Genomic DNA, 310 nt, shown 5'->3' with positions numbered 1-310 from the left:
CCGCGACCACCGCGGCCGCGGTGCCACCGGCTCCGAGCACGCGACCCGTTGTGCCGCCGGAGAAACCGCCCGCCGTCCGCAGCGCGCCAGCGACACCGTCCACCTCGGTGCAGTCGGCCCGCCAGTCACCGGAGGGCAAGCGCACCACCGTGGTCGCGGCACCGACGGCCGCCGCCCTCGGGGTGGCCTCGGTCGCGAGGTCGAGCGCCGCGCGCTTGCCCGGCATCGTCACCGCCAGCCCGGCCCACTCGGGGCCGAGGCCGGCGACGAACCCCGGCAGCGACTCGGCGTCCATCTCGACGCGCTCGTA

At 77.7% G+C, this 310-nt stretch carries 1 pseudogene; it reads right to left on the bottom strand.

Annotated features, from left to right (window positions below):
• Nucleotides 1-310 (bottom strand): annotated as a pseudogene (locus tag JHE00_RS34635) (shikimate dehydrogenase); the annotation flags it as partial.

The sequence above is a fragment of the Prauserella cavernicola genome (assembly GCF_016595675.1).
In the GTDB taxonomy this organism is placed as follows: Bacteria; Actinomycetota; Actinomycetes; order Mycobacteriales; family Pseudonocardiaceae; genus Prauserella_A; species Prauserella_A cavernicola.
The sequence above is the reverse complement of the archived record's forward strand: the minus strand, read 5'-3'. Positions and strand labels throughout refer to the sequence as shown.